The following is a 20,182-nucleotide window of genomic DNA, read 5'->3' on the forward strand; positions in this document are numbered from 1 at the left end:
AAATTTTCTAACTTTGTACAAAAATAAAGCCAAAACCATTCATAACCAAACACAGAATGAATTTACCACAAAGAATTGATGCATTCGTAAAATTAGGTGATTTTTTAAGTCAGTTTGCACAAGATAATTTTATAAAAAAGGAACATATTCCTCATAACGACCTATTCTTTGACGGCTTTAAACATCAAATTAATTTGGCCAATGAACACAATGGCTGGTTCACAAAAGAGAATATTGTTTACGCGCTTAATGGATGGTCTAAATCGCTGACAAAAAACAATATTGAAAAGTGGCTCTTAAAGTATCACTTTAACAATGAATCCCCTAAAAAAGTAGCCATTATTATGGCTGGAAACATTCCTTTGGTAGGATTTCATGACTTTGTTTCAGTGCTTATTTCTGGTCACGATGTTATGGTAAAGCAATCCAGCAACGATAAGCAGCTACTACCCTTTTTGGCCAAATATTTAGAATTTGTTGAACCTGGTTTCAAAGGAAAAATAAGTTTTACGGAAGAAAAACTAGAGAATTTTGATGCTGTAATTGCCACCGGTAGCGACAACACAGCGCGCTATTTTGAATACTACTTCAAGGGCAAACCTTCCATTATTAGAAAAAACCGCAATTCCGTAGCAGTTCTAACAGGAAACGAAACCGAAGAAGAACTTAAAGAGCTGTCCAATGACATATTCAGATATTACGGATTGGGCTGTAGAAATGTTTCCAAAATATTCATTCCTAAAGACTATGATTTCAATCACTTCTTTCAAGCTATGTATGATTGGAATCCTATTATTAATGAAGCTAAATACGCCAACAACTACGATTATAACAAAGCGGTGTATTTAATGAGTGAATTTGACATTTTGGAAAACGGCTTTTTGATGATCAAGGAAGACCCAAATTATAGCTCACCAATAGCGACGGTTTTTTACGAATATTATGATTCCATTGAAGACTTAAAAAACAAATTAGAAAACGACAAAGAAGACATTCAATGTATTGTTTCTAAAAATGTTACCGGCAATGAAATCCCTTTCGGACAAACTCAAAACCCGCAACTTTGGGATTATGCCGATAACGTAGATACTATTGAATTTTTGCTAACGATTTAGCTGATAAATTATTAATTTATTAACGCCTTTTTTAATATAATTTATCAACTTTGCGGTCAACACAAACAAATTAATCAATAAAACTGTTTTTAGGACAAAAATCTATCAAACAACTTATAAAAACTACATTGTCGATCACACATTCTAACAAACACAATTATAATTATATTCAAAAATGAAAAGACACAATTTTAGTGCAGGGCCATGCGTATTGCCGCGTGAAGTGATCCAAAAAGCATCTGAAGCGCTATTGGATTTTGATAACGGCCTGTCACTTATTGAAATATCCCACCGCAGCAAAGCCTTTGTTGATGTCATGGAGAATGCCAGAGCTTTAGCATTGGAGCTTTTAGGTCTTGAAGGCAAAGGATACAAAGCATTGTTTTTGCAAGGTGGCGCCAGTACACAGTTTTTAATGGTAGCTTTAAACTTACTTGAAAAGCGTGCCGGTTACCTTAACACGGGGACTTGGGCGGACAAAGCTATCAAAGAGGCTAAAATTTACGATGACATCTATGAAGTAGCGTCTTCTAAAGATGCTAACTATAATTATATCCCGAAAGGATACGATATCCCGACAGATTACGATTATTTCCATTGCACATCAAACAATACCATTTTCGGAACACAGATAAAGGAATTTCCAGACTGTCCGATACCGATGGTTTGCGACATGAGTAGTGATATTTTCTCTCGCACATTGGATTTTAGCAAATTCGATTTAATTTATGCCGGTGCACAAAAAAACATGGGACCTGCGGGAACCACTTTGGTAGTTGTTAAGGAAGATATTTTAGGGAAAGTATCCCGTAAAATTCCTTCCATGATGGACTACAAGCAACATATCGACAAAAGCAGTATGTACAATACGCCTCCTGTATTTGCGGTATACACCTCTATGTTGACATTGGAATGGCTTAAAAATCTTGGAGGCATTTCAGAAATTGAAAAGATAAACGAGAAAAAAGCACAGCTTATTTATTCTGAAATAGATTTAAACCCATTGTTCAAAGGTTTCGCCAGCAACAGTGACCGTTCTATCATGAACGCCACCTTTAACCTTACAAATGAAGATTTAAAGGAAACTTTTGACACCATGGTGAAGGACGCAGGCATTAACGGGCTTAATGGTCACCGAAGTGTAGGCGGCTACAGAGCCTCTATGTACAACGCACTTTCTTTGGAGAGTGTTGCCACCCTTGTTGAAGTAATGAGTGAACTTGAGCGCAAAGCTTAAAACTTCACCAATAAATCAAGATATAATTTGAAGCAACCAACATAGGTTGTAACTGTAAAACATAAGCTTTAATATTTTAAAATAAGAACATGAAAGTATTAGCTAACGACGGAATTTCTAAAAGTGGAATTGAAGCCTTGGAAAAGGCCGGTTTCGAGGTAAGCACCACTACCGTTGCACAAGAACAATTGATCAATTACATCAATGAGAATGAAGTAGATGTATTGCTGGTTAGAAGCGCTACAAAAGTAAGACAGGATATCATAGATGCCTGTCCAAGTATAAAAATCATTGGCCGTGGCGGTGTTGGTATGGACAATATCGATGTAGACTATGCTCGCAGTAAAGATATCCACGTAATCAATACACCTGCAGCTTCCTCTCACTCTGTGGCAGAATTGGTATTTGCCCATTTGTTAGGTTTGGCGCGTTTTTTACACAATTCCAATCGTGATATGCCACTTGATGGAGATACGCGTTTCAAGGATTTGAAGAAAAGCTATTCCAAAGGAATTGAATTAAAAGGTAAAACTATCGGAATTCTAGGATTTGGAAGAATCGGGCAAGCTACCGCTAAAGTTGCTATTGGCTTAGGAATGAAAGTGGTTGCCTACGATCCATTTATGGAAACCGTAAACCTGGAACTAGATTTCTTTGATGGTCAAAAATTGAATTTTGAAATCAATACCATTTCAAAAGATGATGTTTTAAAGCAATCAGACTTTATTACCCTACACGTCCCTGCTCAAAAAGAGTATGTGATTGGTAAAAAGGAATTTGATGAAATGAAGGACGGCGTGATTTTGGTAAATGCTGCTCGTGGTGGCGTTATCGATGAGGTTGCCCTTGTAGAAGCCATTGGTACCGGAAAAGTTGCAAGAGCCGCTCTAGACGTTTTTGAAAACGAACCAAAACCGGAAATTCAATTACTTATGAACCCTTCCCTATCGCTAACGCCTCATACAGGAGCAGCGACCAATGAAGCTCAAGATAGAATTGGAACCGAATTGGCTTCCCAAATAATACAACTCCTTAGAGGATAAGGTTTTACAAATCTAAAACTTACTAACAAAAGCCTGTAAATCAATTTTTTACAGGCTTTTTTTCGTACATTATAGTCTCAATCAAAAGCACATTACAATGGACGGAATTTTAGATTTATTCAATACGGATTTAGGCAAATCCATCATTAACGGAGTGTCCCAACAAACCAATCAACCGCATGACAAAACAAAGGACATTCTCACCATGGCACTACCCTTAATGACTCAAGCCATGAAAAACAACGCACAATCACCACAAGGTGCCGAAGGACTTTTAAACGCCTTAAATAACCATCATGACACAGGACTTTTAGATGATTTGGAAGGATTGTTTAAGGGCGGTGTAGACCAAAATGTTCTAACAGATGGCGAAAAGATTTTAGGCCACGTATTAGGTAACAAGCAACAAAATGTCACTAATGTGTTAGGGCGCCAATCGGGAATTGATACTAGTACCATAGCCAATATCCTAAAGGTTGCCGCTCCTATCCTTATGGGGTATTTAGCAAAACAATCCAGACAAAGCAATGTTTCGGGCTCCTCAGACCTTTCAGACATGCTTGGAGGCTTGCTGGGAGGAAGTTCAGCACATAAACAACAGGATTTCTTAACCTCCATTTTAGATGCCGATGGAGATGGCAGTGCTATAGACGACATTGCCGGTATGGTTTTAGGAAACAACAAAACAAAGGGAGGCTTAGGTGGAATGCTTGGAGACATTCTGAAAGGAAACACCTAACCACCTTTCTTTTAAATTCTACAGGCCAAGACAATCTCTTGGCCTTTTTACTGCAAAAGGACTTGTAAGGTAATTACAGGCATTTTTCGTATCTTTAATAGAAATTCAAGTCATGAAAACCTTCGTTTCTGCAATATTGTTCGTTATTCTGTTCTACAGCTGCCACAGTACTCAAAAAGTGGCCAGCACTACTGACGACGCAAAAATATCGGAAACCGACACAGTTAGGATTGCCAATGACGAATTGGAATATGAAATCATCATTTTTGATCCGGGATTCAGCACATGGCTAAGAAGCACAGCAAGACCTGAAGGCTACTATTCCCAACAGTTTATGGAAAGTAGAAACTACCAATACGTGGTTGCCTGGAACCAAAGAGTGCTCCAGCCTCAAGTTTATGATCCCAATTTATATGGCATGCAAATAAACTATGATTCCAATATTGATTATGGCTACGAGGTAAACTATAAACTCTACAATTATTTCATTTACTTTCAATTGACTTACCGGCAACAATTAACAGGCTTTATTCCTAGAATTTAAAGTATATTTGCGCAGATTATTTTTGTCTATGAAAAAATTCAAAACAAAATGGGAAATACAGCGCAATTGGCAATTAATATTTCCCCTTTTCGGACTTATTGCCCTACTCTACAGCAGTTATAAATTAGCAAACCTTTTTTTTGAAAGCCCTACACTACTCTATATTACCCCTGTAACCTTAGTGATTTTTTATGCACTCATAAAACTTACGTTGTGGATTTTCAAAAAATTGGAGCATAAATGGGTAGTGACATATAAATGGGAAATGATCCGTATTTTTATTGTGTTTGCCATAACGGGATCTTCTTCTGTTTTTGTGGGAAGACCCTTGATTGCATGGGCAGGAATTACTAAAGAAAACTTAAATCCTGCGCTGTATTGGGTATTATTCATTATCATTGGCCTCATTTTCTACCAAATACTCTTGGTAACCTTTGGTTGGTTACTGGGGCAATTTCAATTCTTTTGGGAATTCGAAAAGAAAATGCTTCGCAGATTTGGACTGGGAAAGTTTGTAGATTAGAGCTTTAACAAATGCAACGCAAAAAGCAACAACATACCGTTTTTAAACTAGCCTCTGCTCTTGTAGTGGTTGCATTGTTGCTTCCTTATATTACCAAGTTAACTCACGTTTTCACCCATCACCACCACGAAGTTTGTAATGGGGAAAGCCAAACACACCTTCACAGTTTAGACCAAGACTGTAGCTTTTACCAGTTCAAAATAAACAACACTTTTGTTCTTACAAGCTTCGATTTTGTAATTCCAAAAATTATTCCTGCAAAGGAAACCACAGTTGGGTTATACAACTTTAAATACAATCATCAGCAATTATCTTTTTCGTTACGTGGTCCTCCTGAACTAGCCTAATTCAGCCAAACTTTGCCCGAAGTCTGGTTTTACTACTTAGTAAACTTTATAAGTGACACATTATAGAAACCTATAATGTGTGGTTAGTTATGAAAAAGAATATGAAACATATTTTTATTACTGCCATAGCCTCCCTTTTAGGGCTATTGGTTAATGGTCAAAATTGTAATATTATCTTTTCAGGTAAAATTGTGGACTTCCACAATGGTGAGCCTATTATAGATGCAACGGTACATGTTGAATCCCTAGATATTTACACGACAACTGATTTGGATGGAAAATTTATTCTGAAAAATCTATGCAAAGGCCCTCTCAAAGTCACCTTTTCCCATTTATCATGCGAAACAAAAACCATTGAGATCAATTTGACAGAAAATTTAGAAAGAACCATCTATCTAGAACATCATGTTGAAGAACTGGAAACCATTGTCGTAAAAGGCGCTGAAGTGAAAAAGAAAACCACGGCAGCCCAAGAAACCATCATAAAAACAGATGTAATTGATGATTATAGTTCGGCAAGTTTAGGCGATGTCATTAAACAGGTTAGCGGCGTGACCTCAATTACTACAGGTAGTAAAATAGTAAAACCTGTTATTAATGGGCTTCACAGTAGCCGCGTTCTTGTAGTAAATAACAACGTTAGAATGGAAGACCAAGATTGGGGCATTGAACACGCTCCCAATATTGATGTCAACGCAGCTGATAATATTTCTGTGATTAAGGGAGCTGGCACCTTGGCCTATGGAGGTGATGCCATTGGTGGTGTTGTGATTTTGGAACCTAAGCATCCGCATTTGGTAGATTCGCTTTTTGGTAAAACTATCACCGGGTTTCAAAGTAATGGACTGGGGTATAACATCAGTTCTTCACTCCATAAAACCTTTGAGTCTGGCTGGTACGCAAATGGCGTTTTGGGATACAAGCAAAATGGCGATCTAAAAGCTCCAGATTACTATTTGAACAACACAGGCTCTAAAAGTTTCTCGGCAAGTTTGCAGGGTGGTTTTAAAAGCTTTGAAAAAGGTTTTGAAGTATATCTAAGCCATATCGATAATGAAATTGGCATCCTAAGCGCTTCCCATATTGGAAATACTGAGGATTTGGTAAATGCCATCAATAGCAATGAGCCTTATGTAAATGAGGATTTCAGTTATAGCATAAAAGCACCAAAACAAGATGTCAATCATACTTTGTTAAAGGCCACTGGATTTAAACGCTTTAAATCGTTTGGAAAGGTGAATTTTCAGTACGATTATCAAAACAACCAACGTTTTGAATACGACAAAAGGGTTGGTAGCGATAAGAACAAACCTGCTGTAGACTTAAACCTTCAAACTCACAGTTTAAGAGTAGATACCAAGATCGACAACTTAGAAGGATACATCATGGATTTTGGTGTTTCAGGAAGGTTTCAGGACAACTTTGCCAATCCAGACACAGGCGTTAGGCGACTTATCCCAGACTATCAGAAGCTTGACTTTGGTATTTATGGTATAGTTAAGTCATATTTTAGCGACAAACTATCTGGAGACTTAGGTGTTAGATACGATTACAACCATATTGATGCCAAAAAGTACTATAAAACGAGTAGATGGGAAGAGCGCGGTTATGACGAAGATTTTAGCGATATTGTAATAGATGATTTGGGAACGCAACTTTTAACAAATCCCAAGTTTTCATTTCACAACATCTCCGTATCTACAGGCTTATTATACAACCATAATGAAAAAAATGAGTTGTCATTCAACTACAGCCTTTCGTCACGCCCACCAAACCCATCGGAATTGTTTAGCGACGGTTTGCACCACTCAGCAGCAAGGATTGAGTTGGGAGATTTAAGGATCAACAAAGAAATTTCCAATAGATTGGGGTTAAGTTACAGGTTAAACACTAAGAGAATTGTAATGAACCTCGAAACGTACTTTAATCACATTAATGATTTCATCTATATCAAACCTACAGGCACTGAAGCTACCATACGCGGTACCTTTCCTGTGTGGGAGTATTTTCAAACCAATGCCATCCTAACGGGTATCGATGCTAGTTTTGATGTATTGTTGTCCAATAATTGGAATTTCAACAATAAATCTTCTTATGTCTATGGGCAGGATACCGAAAATGATTTACCTGTAATTGATATGCCTTCCTTTAGGTTGAGCAATACTCTTTCGTATTCAAAGGCCAATTGGAAAGATTTAAACGTTGCTCTAAATCATGAATTTGTTGCAAAACAAAACAGGTATCCAGATTATAACTTTGAAACTTACATTGCCTCTAGCGATAGTTACGTGCTCGTTGATATTAGCACACCGCCTGCCGCTTACAATTTATTTAACCTTTCTGCAGATGCCACTTTCGACATTTCAAATAAAATGTCATTAAATGTGATGGCTGCTGTAGAAAACATATTTGACACCTCTTACAGGGAATATTTGAACAGACTAAGGTATTTTGCTGATGATACTGGAAGGAATATAACTGTTCAATTAAAGTTTAATTATTAAATCAAAAAAATTATGAAAACTATTTTAAAATTTCTACCATTATTATTTGTTGCTCCTTTTGTAACCTCTTGCTCTAGTGACGATGATACCCCTGCTCCAGTAAATGAAGAGGAAGTGATCACTACCCTAACAGCTACATTTGTACCTGTAGGAGGCGGCACCAGTGTTGTTTTGAAAACTCAGGATTTAGATGGAGATGGACCAAATGCTCCAGTCATAACTGTTTCAGGACCATTTGCAAGCAACACCACTTACAATGGCTCTGTTGAATTTTTGAATGAATTAGATTCTCCAGCGGAGGACATCACGGAAGAAGTACAAGAAGAAGGTGATGAGCATCAAATATTCTATGCTACTACCAATGATTTGGGAACATTTTCTTATAATGATTCCGATGCAGACGGAAATCCTATTGGAGTAGAATTTACATTCCAAACTGTTGAAACTTCAACTACTTTGGACGGTGCATTAACCATCACCTTAAGGCACGAGCCAAACAAGGATGCTACAGGTGTTAGCGATGGAGATATTGCAAATGCAGGAGGAGAAACAGATATCCAAACTTCATTCAATATTTCAGTTGAATAAATATCATATAGTTTGAAAAAAAAAGAGCGGCTATTTAAGCCGCTCTTTTCATTTATTAAACTTCGATAATGGTTTCCTTTTTCTTGCTAAAAACATAGCTATACAACCACATGATGGTAAAGGTTGGAATAACATCCAAGCCAGGCATAGCCTCTTCTACAAAGGCAATCCCTGCGGCAATCTTCCCTTTTTGGCCCTTATACATTTTTGTCATGATCCAAGCAGAAACTGGTGCCCAAATGATATCTGAAAATTCACCAATCCCAGGAATGGCAAAACTTACATATCCCATAGCATCCAAAAGCACACTAAGGACCAACTTACCATAGGGTCTATTACTTTTATATTTCATTTTAAAATTTTAATCTTCTGAAGGCAAGAAGTATACCAAAATAAAACTATGACAATTTTTCACTTATAAGCTTCAAAAACTCATTCCGGGTTTCTATTTTTTCAAACTGCCCCCGAAATCCAGAAGTAGTTGTCACCGAATTTTGCTTTTGCACCCCACGCATCATCATACACATATGGGACGCTTCAATAACCACTGCCACCCCTTGAGGCTTTAGAGTATCGTTAATACAGTCCAATATTTGCTCTGTTAGGCGCTCTTGCACCTGAAGTCGTCTCGCAAACACATCCACAATCCTAGGAATTTTACTCAGCCCGACGATATAGCCATTTGGAATATAAGCTACATGCGCCTTCCCAAAAAACGGTAAAATATGATGTTCGCATAAGGAATACAATTCAATATCCTTAACAATAACCATTTCGTTGTAAGATTCCTTAAACATGGCGCTTTTCAGAATTTCTGCGGCATCTTGAGAGTAGCCTTGGGTTAAATACAACATGGCCTTTGCTGCGCGTTCAGGTGTTTTCAATAGGCCATCCCTTGTAACATCCTCCCCCAATTCTTCAATTATCCCATTGTACCTAGCTTTAATATCATCGGTAATTTGGATGTTGTACTCTTCAAATTTTTCGTAAGGCATGATGTTAATAATAAGTTTGCTTCCTTAAAAATAAACAAATTTACCGAGTTAAACCATTCAACCACAATAGCTTTAACTCATTTAAACACCTCTATTTTTATAATACATCAGCTCCCCTCCTTTTTATATGAATTTCTAATTGTGCATCACACCTTAAAATAGTATTTTCACGCTATGATTCACAACAATATGATAGAGGCGAAAAACATCCATAAATATTACAATAACTTACATGTTTTAAAGGGTGTAGACCTCTCAATTTCCAAAAGCGAGATTGTATCCATTGTGGGTGCTTCAGGCGCCGGAAAAACCACGTTACTACAGATTTTGGGAACTTTGGACAAGGCGTCACAAAAAGATACCAATAGCCTACTGATTAATGGCACGGATATTTTGAAGCTGAATGATAAAGCTTTGGCTAAATTCAGAAATGAACATATCGGTTTCATTTTTCAGTTTCATCAATTGCTCCCTGAATTTACTGCTTTAGAAAATGTGTGTCTTCCTGCTTTTATCAAAAACACCCCAAAACCACAAGCCGAAAAACGCGCTAAAGAGTTGTTGGATTTTCTAGGACTGAGTGAACGTTACAATCACAAACCTAGTGAACTTTCCGGCGGCGAGCAACAACGTGTAGCCGTAGCCAGAGCTTTAGTAAACAACCCAGACTTGATTTTTGCAGATGAACCTTCAGGAAATTTAGACAGTGAATCTGCCGAAAACCTTCACAAATTGTTCTTTAGGCTTCGTGACGAATTTGGACAAACTTTTGTCATTGTAACCCACAACGAAGACTTGGCCAATATGGCGGACAGAAAATTAACGATGGTGGATGGAAATATTGTGGGATAATCTAAATTTCAAACGCTACTTTAATCCCTTGAATGATCATGCTTGTACCTATAATGGCAATGATTAATCCCATTATTTTACTGATTACTGTAATAACGTTATTACCCAATTTTCTAACAATAAAGTCGCTAATGTTAAAGGCTAGGTAGGTTAGATAACAGATCACTCCAAACACCACAATTACAATGGCTATTTCGGTGAAATCGCCTTTAGACACGAAGTTCATGGCTGTTACAATAGTTCCTGGCCCTGAAAGAATTGGGATGGCCAAAGGAGACACCGCAATGTTCTCATCGATTACCGCATTTTCCTTTAAGTGCTTCACACTCGATTTTTTGGACTGAAGCATTTCAAACCCAACAAAAAATATCAAAATACCCCCTGTAATCTTAAAGGCAGGAATGGTAATGCCGAACAATTCAAAAATAAACTTACCCAATACCACAAACACCACCACAATAAGAAAGGCGATAATGGTTGCATTTTTACTGATTTTCTTTTTGGTAGCTTCATCGGCATCCTGTACCAAAGATGAAAAAATGGGTACATTTGCAATGGGATTCATAATTGCAAAAAAGCCCGTAAAAACAGTTAATATAAAAGGTAAAAGTGTATTCATATATTCAATATGTATATAAAGATAGCTTTTTTAATCAGCTATCAAAACACTTGCAAATGTATTAATATTGCGACAGCAAAATAATGTTTCAATCCACAAAAAAGTTCAAAACAAACAAATAAAATGCAGCAGCTTACCCCTGAAGAACTTACAGAGTTCCTCAATGAAAAGACCATCCTTTATAACAATCCTAAGTTCATTGAAAGCGATCCAATTCAAATTCCGCATAGTTTTTCCTTAAAAGAAGACATTGAAATAGCAGGGTTTCTGACAGCAACCATTGCTTGGGGCAATAGAAAAAGCATTATCAATAATGCTAAAAAAATTATGGCGTTCTTGGAAAATGCACCTTATGATTTTGTAATGAATCACCAAGAGCAAGATTTGGAACCATTAAATTCCTTTGTCCACCGAACTTTCAACGGCATAGATCTTATCACGTTTATCAAGGCTTTACAACATATTTACCAAAAGCACGAAGGATTGGAAAACCTGTTCCATAAACACGCTTCTCCAACAAGTATGCAAAATGCCATCCATCAATTTAAAAATGTCTTTTTTGAAATTGAGCATCTGCCGCGCACCAAAAAACACATCAGTGACCCCTTGAAAAATTCGGCAGCCAAACGCATCAATATGTATTTGCGTTGGATGGTGAGAAATGACAATGCTGGCGTAGATTTTGGTATCTGGAAATCCTTATCCCCCGCTCAGCTCTCCTGCCCATTGGACGTGCATTCCGGCAACGTGGCAAGAAAATTAGGCATCCTAAAAAGAACTCAAAATGACGGTAAGGCTTTGGCTGAATTGGATGCCGCATTGCGCTCCATGGATCCCACAGATCCGGTAAAATATGACTACGCATTATTTGGATTAGGGGTTTTTGAAAAATTCTAAAAAGAAGACCTATCTTTAACCATATTTATTAAACATTACATAATGAAACTCAAATTACTAACACTATTCTTACTCTCTGCAATTAGCGGATTTTCACAAAACCGAACAATTCCTTCGGACACGTTAATCACGACAGCACATTCTATTGAGGTTAAAGGACAAAAAATTGATTATGATGCCACCTTTGGAATGCAGCCGGTTTGGGACGACAAAGGAGAATTGGTAGCCTCCCTTTCTTTTACCTACTACAAACGCAAAAACATTAAGGACGATAACCGCCCGATTATTTTTTCGTTTAATGGAGGACCTGGTTCTGCTTCAGTTTGGATGCACATTGCCTATACCGGACCAAAAATGTTGAATATTGACGAAGAAGGCTACCCTTTGCAACCATACGGCGTTAGGGATAACCCTTATTCCATCATTGATGTGGCTGATATTGTCTTTGTGGACCCTGTAAACACGGGGTATTCTAGAAGTATCGCTAACAAAGAAGGAAAACTGCCAGACAACAACCTGTTCTTCGGAATTAATGCTGATATCAAATATTTGGCGTCTTGGATGAACACCTTTGTAACCAGACACAACCGCTGGCAATCGCCTAAATACATAGTTGGTGAAAGCTATGGCGGTACGCGTGTGATGGGATTATCGCATGAATTACAGAATGCACAAAACATGTATTTAAACGGTGTGATTATGGTTTCCCCTGCCGATTACAAAGTATTGACCTCTGGAAATCCAATATCGGATGCGGTTCATGTACCCTATTACACTGCAACAGCATGGTACCACAAAATGTTGCCTTCCCATTTGCAAAGCAAAGATCTTGAAGACATCCTTCCTGAAGCTGAAAATTTTGCCATCAACACCTATTTGCCTGCCATTTCAAGAGGAGGTTTTGTTTCTGCAGAAGAAAAAGCAGCTATTGCCAAACAATTGGCCAGTTATTCAGGGCTTAGCGAGGATATCATCCTAAAAAATAATTTAAGAGTGCCATCAAGCTTCTTTTGGAAAGAATTATTAAGAGATAAAGGCATGATTATTGGAAGACTGGATTCCAGATACTTAGGGATTGATTACGACGATGCGGCTGATAGCCCAAGCTATAACCCTGAATTGGATTCTTGGTTACATTCCTTCACACCTCCAATCAACATGTACATTAAAAATGAATTGAAATTTGAAACCGATGTGCCTTATCACATGTTGGCCAATGTACATCCTTGGGACCGCCAAAACGACAACACTCGCGAAGGCTTAAGAATGGCCATGGCCCAAAATCCTTATTTGAAAGTGTTTTTCCAATCTGGATATTATGATGGCGCCACTACCTATTTCAACGCTAAATATACCATGTGGCAAATTGATCCGAGTGGCAAAATGAAAGACCGTTTTAGTTTTAAAGGCTACAGAAGCGGACATATGATGTATTTAAGACAGGAAGACTTAAATACAGCCAACGAAGATCTTAGAACCTTTATAAAGGCTTCCCTTTCCAACGGAAAAGCTGCCAAATACTAAGAAACGTTTTCCTTAAACAAAAAAAAGAGCCCGAAATAAATCGGGCTCTTTTCATTTATAACTATTTAGCTTTTACATATTCTCGCTTTGATTCAACCATGCATTTCTTAAAGCAATCTGCTTTTTAGTAGCGTTTGGATTTTCAACCAAAGTTCTACTTGTGGTAAATGCAGGAGTCAGTGTTGTTTTGATTTCAATTGTTTCTCCATTTCTATCCAAAGTAACATCTACTTCCTTACCAGTTTCCCAAGCAAAAATCTGGCTTACCACAAATTTGATATTCATATCGGAAATATTGAAGCCATTAATGCCAACCAACTTGTCTTCTGGCTGTACTCCTTGCTCCTTCCAGAAAGAATTATCTTCTACATTATCAGTAAAGAACATTTCTTCGGTTTCCTTATTTCTGTCCATCACCAAACCGTTTGCAGCCTGTACATAATTGGTTGATACTTTTGTTTCTTCATAATATAAACCAACTTTTTCAAAAAACTCATCATAATTGATTGGCTCGCTACCCACTACATGGTTTTGCAAAAAAGCTGCCACCGACGGATAGGTCATATTTGAAATTTCATCAATGATGCTATCATCCTCAAAAGGTTTGTCCTTTCCATATTTTGAAGACAACTCTTTGATTAAAGACAACATACTTCGTGTCCCGTCACTTTCCTCCCTCATTAAAATATCCAAACACATTCCAATCAAGGCTCCTTTTTGATATACGTTTACATAATTGTAAGCATAAGGCTCTTCCGTGATGTTTTCGCTCATTTCCGTAAAACTTAAAGCATCATTAAAATAGCTGGCGTGATCGATCTTTTTATCCATGGTACCAAAAAACTCCCTTGGCGTCACCAAACCTTCATACACCTGGAAATGTTGCGCAAAGTATTCCGTTACACCTTCATACATCCATAAATGCTTGGAGAATGTTGGATTGTTATAATCGAAATAATGAATGTCTTCAGAATGCACTGTAAGTGGCGTCACGATGTGGAAAAACTCGTGAGATACCACATCTACCATAGATTGCGCAAGAGATTCTTTAGAGTCCCATTCTCTTAAAACAACCACTGTAGACGTATGGTGTTCTAAGGCACCAAATCCTTTTGGAGCTTTAGCACTACCATCAGATAAATACAGGTAAATATCATATCTAGGCGTACTGTTGATAGATCCCAAATAGTTTTTCTGGGCTTCCATCATTTTATACATGGTTTCTTTTAAACTTTCAGCAGTGTGCTTTTTGTTTGGAGAATACACGCTCAATACAATCTTGATATCCCCAACCATAAACTCTTCAACATCCAATTTCCCATACATCATTGGATTGTCGGTTATATCAAAATAACGTGGTGCAAAATAGCTCGTTGTCATTTTTTCGCCATTGGCACTAGCACTTTCCGCAACCTTTTGTAAGGCTGAAGTTCTTTCAAAATTAGCAGGAGACACTACGTCCAATGTATACTGGCTGTTTTTCAAGCTATCGAAATACCCTATAAATCCATGAAGATTCAACACATAGTTGTTAGGCTCGATATTGGTTCCTCCTGGAGAAAACAAATTAGGATAGCTTGGATTGCTTTCAACATCAAAGGAGTCGTTTACCCAATACGTCAATTTATCCAATTGGGTAGCATTGGTGATTACCCAAGTGTTTTTGTCAACTTTTTCTACGGGAAGTGCCTTACCATCATAATCCAAGGCTTTAAAATCATCAACAAAGGCACCAAAATCACTGATATCGTAAGTCCCTTGTACTACGCGAGGCAATCTGTAGGTTACGGTATCTTGGGTAAAACGACCCGGATTAATGGTTACGGGCACCTTATCATTCACAACAGCGGTTAAGTCCATGGAGGATTCAATTGGGTTTGAAACTGCTAATTCATTAGAAGTTCTTGGGGAGGAACCACAGGATAACATCATCATTCCAAACCCTATTAGGGCCATTACTCTCTTCATAAGCTCATTTTTTTAAAACGAGGGGCAAATTTACGCAATCGGATGCGTTTTTTCAGTAAAGGTTTTGTTAAAATATTTTTGTATGTACCTTAGTACCATGCAACAAGCTCTCGTAAGTGTGTTAACACCATTTAAAAATACAGCCGATTTTTTACCCGCCTGTATCAAGTCTATTCAAAGCCAAACACATACGTTTTGGGAACTAATTATAGTAGATGACAATTCTACCGACAATAGTTACGAAATCGTCAATTCCTATGCTGAAAAAGACCCGCGGATTAAACTTTTCAAAAACAATGGAACAGGAATCATTTCGGCACTTCGCCTAGCCTTTAACGAAAGTAAGGGAGTATTTATTACTCGAATGGACAGTGACGATATCATGAGTCCTGATAAATTACAATTCATGCTTCACGATCTTAAAATACATGGAAAAGGCCATATTGCTTTGGGGCTGGTTCAATATTTTTCCAATTCTGGACACTTAGGCAATGGATTTCAACGCTACGAAACTTGGCTCAACAAGCTTACCATGAAAGGCGATAATTTTAAGGAAATCTATAAAGAGTGTGCCATCCCCTCTCCTTGCTGGATGGTTTACAGGACTGATTTGGAGGCCTGCAAAGCTTTTAGGCCGAACCGTTATCCTGAGGATTACGACTTAGCCTTTAGATTTTATAAAGGGCAATTGAAATGCATCCCTAGCAATACAGTATTGCATCAATGGCGCGATTACCCCGATAGAGCTTCCAGAACAGACGAACACTACTCCAAAAACCATTTTATTCCTTTAAAAATTCGTTATTTCCTCAAACTGGATTACGACAACAAAAGGCCTCTAGCACTTTGGGGAGCTGGACATAAAGGAAAAATGGTTGCCCGAAGACTGATAGCAAATAGAATTCCCTTTACATGGTTGTGTAATAACGAAAAGAAAATTGGAAAGCATATTTACGGCTTGGAACTCCACAGTTTTGAGTATTTAAAGACTTTTAAGCAACCACAATGCATCATCACCGTTGCCAATCCTGATGAGCAAACCAAAATCACACAACACTTACAATCATTAGATATGAAGCCCATAGAGGATTACTATTTCTTTTGTTAAAATTCTTAAAAGCCAAAGAGCATAATCCTCTATCATTTTCTATATTTGAATACTTGTACATTTAATCAACACGAATGCAGTTTAAATACCCGGAACTTCTTTACGCACTATTCCTACTTATCATCCCTATAATTGTCCATTTGTTTCAATTAAGACGTTTTGAAAAAGTGCCTTTTACCAATGTGCAGTTTTTGAAGAATGTGACGCTGCAAACCCGCAAAAGTTCCCAAATTAAAAAATGGCTTACCCTAATTACAAGATTATTGTTGCTTGCAGCCATTATCATTGCTTTTGCACAGCCTTATATTACAAAATCCAACAGCTTTAATAGTAGCACAGAAACTGTTATTTATTTAGACAATTCCTTTAGCATGGAAGCCAAAGGAAAAAACGGGACCTTATTGAATACGGCTGTACAAGATCTTTTGGAAACAGTTCCAGAAAATGACCAAATTACCTTTTTCACCAACGATTCCTATCACCCAAATACCACGATAAAAGCATTAAGAAATGAATTGATTCGCTTAAAAACATCATCCAATCAATTAACCTATGAGGCAGCTGTTCTAAAAGGAAGAAAGGCATTTTCCAATGACAAAAGCTCCACTAAAAATTTGGTAATGATATCAGATTTTCAGGAAAAAGGAGCTCCTTTCAGCTTTATGGCAGACAGTACCTTTCATTTAAATACGGTGCAATTGGAACCTGTCAACACCCGAAACGTGAGTATTGACAGCGCCTATATTTCTAAAAAGGATGTTGAAAATCTAGAATTAACTATTACTTTAAACAATCACAATCAAGATATTGCAAATCAATCAGTTTCACTTTTTAATAATGATAATTTAATTGCTAAAAATTCTGTTGCTTTTGAAGAAAGTAATACAGCCGTTTTTACTCTTCCAATAAATCAGGAAATAGATGGTAAATTGCTTATTGATGACCCCAACCTTCTTTATGATAACACACTTTATTTCAACCTAAACCAACAGGATAAAATCAAAGTGATGTCTATAAATGAAGAAGACGACACTTTTTTAAGTAAAATATTTACCAATGATGAATTTGTATATACTTCATCTCAATTCAAATCTTTGGATTACAACACAATTGAAGATCAAAATTTAATTATCGTCAATGAGCTGAAAGACATTCCAATGTCACTAACCACAGCCTTAGAAGCATATAATGACAACGGCGGAAATGTCTTAATTATCCCTTCAAGTAAAGCAAACTTAAACACATTAAATCAATTATTTATAAATTTAAACACAAGCTCATTCAACAACTTCATTGAAAGCGAAAAGAATATTACCAATATTAATTTTGACCATCCCCTTTTCACGAATGTATTTGACAAAAAAGTGAGCAACTTTCAATATCCAAAGACCAATTCTTATTTCACGTTACAGGCTCCCAATCCTTCAGCTGTTTTGAAATTTGAAGATGGCTCTTCTTTTCTATCACAATATCACCATGTATTTGTGTTTTCGGCGGCCTTGAATGACGACAATTCCAATTTTAAAAACTCGCCTTTAATTGTTCCCGTAATCTATAATATTGGCAAGCAAAGTTTAAAATTGCCGCAATTATATTACACCATAGGCAAGGAAAACACGATTGATATCAATACCCAACTGCAGCAGGATGATATTCTTTCCTTAAAAAGTGATGAGCAATCTGTGATTCCTTTACAACAAACCTACATGAACAAGGTGGAATTGAAAACCAATGAATTCCCTGAAACTGCTGGAATCATCACAGTTATGAATAAAGACAAGGCGCTCAAAAAGTTAAGTTTCAACTACGACAGAAGCGAAAGCCAATTGACTTACCACAACCTTGCATCCTTGGATGGAATTTCAAGCAGCAACAGTGTTTCCTCTATGATTAACGAGATAAAAAGTGCCTCTAATGTTAATGAGCTATGGAAATGGTTTGTTATTTTTGCAGTAGCTTTTTTAATCATTGAAATGCTTATCTTAAAATTCCTAAAATGACCTTACTTATAAAATCTGCAACAATAGTTGATTCCAAAAGCGATTTTCACAATCAAACTGTTGATATTTTAATTGAAGACGGGAAAATATCCCAAATTTCCGAAACCATTGAAAACACCAAAAACTACGAAGAATTAACTTTGGAAAACCTACATGTTTCCCAAGGATGGTTCGATAGCAGTGTAAGTTTTGGAGAGCCAGGATACGAAGACCGCGAAACGATTACAAACGGATTAAAAACGGCTGCACTTTCAGGCTTTACGGATGTGGCCGTGAATTCCAACACCGACCCCGTCATAGATTGTAATACGGATATCTCTTTCCTTAAGGCAAAATCTTTTGGAAATGCGGTAAACCTTTACCCTGTGGGCGCTTTGACCAGAAACAGCGAAGGTGTTGATTTGGCGGAATTATATGACATGCAAAATGCAGGTGCTGTTGCTTTCTATGATTACCAAAAACCTATCTCCAACCCTAACCTTGTAAAAATTGCGTTGCAATATGCAGGTAACTTTGGAGGTTTGGTATTGTCATTCCCTCAGGAATCAAAAATTACCGGACTTGGAGTCATGAACGAGCACATAACAAGTACTTCGCTTGGTTTAAAAGGAAATCCTGCCCTTGCGGAAGAACTGCAAATAGCTCGTGACCTTTTTATTTTGGAATATACCGAAGGAAAACTACACATTCCTACCATCTCTACTGCCAAATCTGTAGACCTTATTAGAAAGGCTAAAGCAAAGAATTTAAATGTGACTTGTAGCGTGGCGGTACATAACCTCGTGTTTTCAGATGAAAGCTTGGTAGGTTTTGACACCAATTTCAAAGTATTACCTCCTTTGAGAACTCAAGAAGATATCGATGCCCTAATTGAAGGCTTGAAAGATGGAACGATAGATATGGTTACCAGCGATCACAATCCGTTGGATATCGAACATAAAAAAGTGGAATTTGATCACGCCCAATATGGAACCACCGGTTTGGAAAGTGCTTTTGGTGCCTTAAACTCAACTTTCACTACTAAAAAAGCGGTAGAATTGCTCACGAAGGGTAAAGATCGTTTTGGCATAGAAAATCATCCAATAAAAGTTGGCGAAACGGCTTGCATCACTTTATTCAACCCTGATGACACCTACACATTTTCTTCTGAAGACATTATAGCGACTTCCAAAAACAGCTGCTTCGTAGACCATAAGTTAAAAGGAAAAGCCTACGGGATTTTTGCAAATAATCAATTGGTAATAAAATAATGACAGAACAGACGATAAAAGAAGGCAAAACACTGGCGATTGTAAGCTACATGACGTTTGTTGGCCTAATTATAGCCATTATCATGAATTTGGAAAAGAAAAACCCTTTCACCAGTTTTCATATCCGCCAGATGTTGGGGTTAATTTTAATGCTATTGGTTTCCAATGTTTCCGAACAATATATCAATAGTTGGCTGGGCACTGTGCTTTGGACCATCACTTTTGTGTCTTGGTTGTTCGGTTTGTATAATGCCATTCAAGGTTCGGACAAACCAATTCCTGTAGTGGGGGAATATTTTCAAGACTGGTTTCGTAACATTAACTAATCC

At 37.4% G+C, this 20,182-nt stretch carries 20 protein-coding genes; 16 read left to right on the forward strand and 4 right to left on the reverse strand.

From position 1 onward, the window contains the following. Positions 1–56: 56 nt before the first annotated feature. The 9 genes from ZA06_RS13105 (at position 57) to ZA06_RS17095 (ending at position 8,640) form a co-directional block, all read left to right on the forward strand. The gene (locus tag ZA06_RS13105; protein WP_053977922.1) at positions 57–1,115 is read left to right on the forward strand and encodes an acyl-CoA reductase; all 1,059 of its coding nucleotides are present in this window, start codon (positions 57–59) and stop codon (positions 1,113–1,115) included. A gap of 175 nt (positions 1,116–1,290) precedes the next feature. Then, positions 1,291–2,352 (forward strand): 3-phosphoserine/phosphohydroxythreonine transaminase, encoded by a 1,062-nt coding sequence (gene serC / locus ZA06_RS13110; protein ID WP_053977923.1) that lies wholly within the window; start codon positions 1,291–1,293, stop codon positions 2,350–2,352. 89 nt (positions 2,353–2,441) lie between these two features. After that, entirely contained in the window at positions 2,442–3,395 is a 954-nt protein-coding gene (locus ZA06_RS13115; protein ID WP_053977924.1) for a D-2-hydroxyacid dehydrogenase, read from the forward strand. 97 nt (positions 3,396–3,492) lie between these two features. Further along, positions 3,493–4,134, forward strand: a complete 642-nt coding sequence (locus ZA06_RS13120; RefSeq protein WP_053977925.1) for a DUF937 domain-containing protein — start codon at positions 3,493–3,495, stop codon at positions 4,132–4,134. Between the two features lie 112 nt (positions 4,135–4,246). After that, positions 4,247–4,678 carry a DUF6146 family protein gene (locus ZA06_RS13125; RefSeq protein ID WP_053977926.1) on the forward strand — a complete coding sequence of 144 codons (432 nt, stop codon included), beginning with the start codon at positions 4,247–4,249 and terminating at the stop codon, positions 4,676–4,678. Between the two features lie 28 nt (positions 4,679–4,706). Further along, on the forward strand, positions 4,707–5,201 hold the full coding sequence (locus ZA06_RS13130) for a DUF6787 family protein (protein ID WP_053977927.1): 495 nt from the start codon (positions 4,707–4,709) through the stop codon (positions 5,199–5,201). A gap of 11 nt (positions 5,202–5,212) precedes the next feature. After that, the gene (locus ZA06_RS13135) at positions 5,213–5,548 is read left to right on the forward strand and encodes a hypothetical protein (RefSeq protein WP_053977928.1); all 336 of its coding nucleotides are present in this window, start codon (positions 5,213–5,215) and stop codon (positions 5,546–5,548) included. Between the two features lie 101 nt (positions 5,549–5,649). After that, positions 5,650–8,052 (forward strand): TonB-dependent receptor, encoded by a 2,403-nt coding sequence (locus tag ZA06_RS13140; protein ID WP_053978090.1) that lies wholly within the window; start codon positions 5,650–5,652, stop codon positions 8,050–8,052. A gap of 12 nt (positions 8,053–8,064) precedes the next feature. Then, entirely contained in the window at positions 8,065–8,640 is a 576-nt protein-coding gene (locus tag ZA06_RS17095; protein WP_053977929.1) for a hypothetical protein, read from the forward strand. 55 nt (positions 8,641–8,695) lie between these two features. Here ZA06_RS17095 and ZA06_RS13150 read toward each other — a convergent pair whose 3' ends face one another. Both ZA06_RS13150 and folE read right to left on the reverse strand, forming a co-directional pair. Next, positions 8,696–8,992 carry a hypothetical protein gene (locus ZA06_RS13150; RefSeq protein WP_053977930.1) on the reverse strand — a complete coding sequence of 99 codons (297 nt, stop codon included), beginning with the start codon at positions 8,990–8,992 and terminating at the stop codon, positions 8,696–8,698. A 46-nt stretch (positions 8,993–9,038) separates the two neighbouring features. Next, positions 9,039–9,635: a GTP cyclohydrolase I FolE gene (folE, locus tag ZA06_RS13155; protein WP_053977931.1), complete on the reverse strand. Its 597-nt coding sequence runs from the start codon at positions 9,633–9,635 to the stop codon at positions 9,039–9,041. Between the two features lie 189 nt (positions 9,636–9,824). Here folE and ZA06_RS13160 point away from each other — a divergent pair, with 189 nt between their 5' ends. Then, entirely contained in the window at positions 9,825–10,487 is a 663-nt protein-coding gene (locus ZA06_RS13160; protein WP_053977932.1) for an ABC transporter ATP-binding protein, read from the forward strand. 1 nt (position 10,488) lies between these two features. On the opposite strand, the gene ZA06_RS13165 is transcribed toward ZA06_RS13160, so the two are convergent. Then, on the reverse strand, positions 10,489–11,106 hold the full coding sequence (locus ZA06_RS13165; protein WP_053977933.1) for a MarC family protein: 618 nt from the start codon (positions 11,104–11,106) through the stop codon (positions 10,489–10,491). A 123-nt stretch (positions 11,107–11,229) separates the two neighbouring features. On the opposite strand from ZA06_RS13165, the gene ZA06_RS13170 reads away from it, so the two are divergent. After that, positions 11,230–12,003, forward strand: coding sequence for a TIGR02757 family protein (locus tag ZA06_RS13170; RefSeq protein ID WP_053977934.1), 774 nt, complete (start codon positions 11,230–11,232; stop codon positions 12,001–12,003). 42 nt (positions 12,004–12,045) lie between these two features. Then, entirely contained in the window at positions 12,046–13,527 is a 1,482-nt protein-coding gene (locus ZA06_RS13175; RefSeq protein WP_053977935.1) for a S10 family peptidase, read from the forward strand. Positions 13,528–13,599: 72 nt separating this feature from the next. Here ZA06_RS13175 and ZA06_RS13180 read toward each other — a convergent pair whose 3' ends face one another. Further along, positions 13,600–15,495, reverse strand: a complete 1,896-nt coding sequence (locus ZA06_RS13180; RefSeq protein WP_053977936.1) for a M61 family metallopeptidase — start codon at positions 15,493–15,495, stop codon at positions 13,600–13,602. Between the two features lie 82 nt (positions 15,496–15,577). On the opposite strand from ZA06_RS13180, the gene ZA06_RS13185 reads away from it, so the two are divergent. The 4 genes from ZA06_RS13185 to ZA06_RS13200 all read left to right on the forward strand — a co-directional run bounded on the left by ZA06_RS13185 (position 15,578) and on the right by ZA06_RS13200 (position 20,179). Continuing rightward, positions 15,578–16,603 (forward strand): glycosyltransferase family 2 protein, encoded by a 1,026-nt coding sequence (locus ZA06_RS13185; RefSeq protein ID WP_240472259.1) that lies wholly within the window; start codon positions 15,578–15,580, stop codon positions 16,601–16,603. 74 nt (positions 16,604–16,677) lie between these two features. Next, a complete protein-coding gene (locus ZA06_RS13190) occupies positions 16,678–18,603 on the forward strand; it encodes a BatA domain-containing protein (RefSeq protein ID WP_053977937.1) in 1,926 nt (641 codons plus the stop codon). Then, entirely contained in the window at positions 18,600–19,853 is a 1,254-nt protein-coding gene (locus ZA06_RS13195) for a dihydroorotase (protein WP_053977938.1), read from the forward strand. Before ZA06_RS13190 ends, ZA06_RS13195 begins: the two co-directional genes overlap by 4 nt. After that, on the forward strand, positions 19,853–20,179 hold the full coding sequence (locus ZA06_RS13200; RefSeq protein WP_053977939.1) for a DUF4870 domain-containing protein: 327 nt from the start codon (positions 19,853–19,855) through the stop codon (positions 20,177–20,179). Before ZA06_RS13195 ends, ZA06_RS13200 begins: the two co-directional genes overlap by 1 nt. The last annotated feature ends 3 nt before the right edge of the window (positions 20,180–20,182 follow it).

Source organism: Mangrovimonas xylaniphaga (assembly GCF_001280435.1).
Taxonomy (GTDB): Bacteria; Bacteroidota; Bacteroidia; order Flavobacteriales; family Flavobacteriaceae; genus Mangrovimonas_A; species Mangrovimonas_A xylaniphaga.

Coding starts and splice junctions, on each gene's coding strand:
- ZA06_RS13190 (WP_053977937.1), top strand. CDS start 16,678: ATGCAGTTTAAATACCCGGAACTTCTTTACGCACTATTCCTACTTATC.
- ZA06_RS13165 (WP_053977933.1), bottom strand. CDS start 11,106: ATGAATACACTTTTACCTTTTATATTAACTGTTTTTACGGGCTTTTTT.
- ZA06_RS13120 (WP_053977925.1), top strand. CDS start 3,493: ATGGACGGAATTTTAGATTTATTCAATACGGATTTAGGCAAATCCATC.
- serC (WP_053977923.1), top strand. CDS start 1,291: ATGAAAAGACACAATTTTAGTGCAGGGCCATGCGTATTGCCGCGTGAA.
- ZA06_RS13130 (WP_053977927.1), top strand. CDS start 4,707: ATGAAAAAATTCAAAACAAAATGGGAAATACAGCGCAATTGGCAATTA.
- ZA06_RS13150 (WP_053977930.1), bottom strand. CDS start 8,992: ATGAAATATAAAAGTAATAGACCCTATGGTAAGTTGGTCCTTAGTGTG.
- ZA06_RS13160 (WP_053977932.1), top strand. CDS start 9,825: ATGATAGAGGCGAAAAACATCCATAAATATTACAATAACTTACATGTT.
- ZA06_RS17095 (WP_053977929.1), top strand. CDS start 8,065: ATGAAAACTATTTTAAAATTTCTACCATTATTATTTGTTGCTCCTTTT.
- ZA06_RS13135 (WP_053977928.1), top strand. CDS start 5,213: ATGCAACGCAAAAAGCAACAACATACCGTTTTTAAACTAGCCTCTGCT.
- ZA06_RS13140 (WP_053978090.1), top strand. CDS start 5,650: ATGAAACATATTTTTATTACTGCCATAGCCTCCCTTTTAGGGCTATTG.
- ZA06_RS13180 (WP_053977936.1), bottom strand. CDS start 15,495: ATGAAGAGAGTAATGGCCCTAATAGGGTTTGGAATGATGATGTTATCC.
- ZA06_RS13170 (WP_053977934.1), top strand. CDS start 11,230: ATGCAGCAGCTTACCCCTGAAGAACTTACAGAGTTCCTCAATGAAAAG.
- ZA06_RS13125 (WP_053977926.1), top strand. CDS start 4,247: ATGAAAACCTTCGTTTCTGCAATATTGTTCGTTATTCTGTTCTACAGC.
- ZA06_RS13115 (WP_053977924.1), top strand. CDS start 2,442: ATGAAAGTATTAGCTAACGACGGAATTTCTAAAAGTGGAATTGAAGCC.
- ZA06_RS13175 (WP_053977935.1), top strand. CDS start 12,046: ATGAAACTCAAATTACTAACACTATTCTTACTCTCTGCAATTAGCGGA.
- ZA06_RS13185 (WP_240472259.1), top strand. CDS start 15,578: ATGTACCTTAGTACCATGCAACAAGCTCTCGTAAGTGTGTTAACACCA.
- ZA06_RS13195 (WP_053977938.1), top strand. CDS start 18,600: ATGACCTTACTTATAAAATCTGCAACAATAGTTGATTCCAAAAGCGAT.
- folE (WP_053977931.1), bottom strand. CDS start 9,635: ATGCCTTACGAAAAATTTGAAGAGTACAACATCCAAATTACCGATGAT.
- ZA06_RS13105 (WP_053977922.1), top strand. CDS start 57: ATGAATTTACCACAAAGAATTGATGCATTCGTAAAATTAGGTGATTTT.
- ZA06_RS13200 (WP_053977939.1), top strand. CDS start 19,853: ATGACAGAACAGACGATAAAAGAAGGCAAAACACTGGCGATTGTAAGC.